Raw genomic sequence first — 238 nt, forward strand, 5'->3', positions numbered from 1 at the left:
GCGGTACCTTGACCGGCCATGTCCGGCTGAGCGTACCCACGACGTACGGGCACTATCGTCTGCCGCCGCTGCTTCGGCGGTTCACGCGGGAACACCCGCACGTTCGCGTGGAGTTGAACATCGCGAACCGGAACGTGGATCTCGTGGCCGAGGGCTTCGACTTGGCGATCCGTCTGGGCGAATTGCCGGACAGCGGTCTGGTCGCGCGCAAGCTCGAGGATGCGGCACTGTGCCTGGT

At 66.0% G+C, this 238-nt stretch carries 1 protein-coding gene; it reads left to right on the forward strand.

Going from position 1 to position 238, the window contains the following annotated elements:
• Positions 1-238 (forward strand): LysR substrate-binding domain-containing protein (locus AAEY75_RS16970; RefSeq protein ID WP_352260345.1); only part of this gene is annotated, 238 nt, incomplete at both ends.

This window comes from Psychrobacter sp. TB55-MNA-CIBAN-0194 (assembly GCF_040309505.1).
Lineage (GTDB): Bacteria > Pseudomonadota > Gammaproteobacteria > Pseudomonadales > Moraxellaceae > Psychrobacter > Psychrobacter fozii.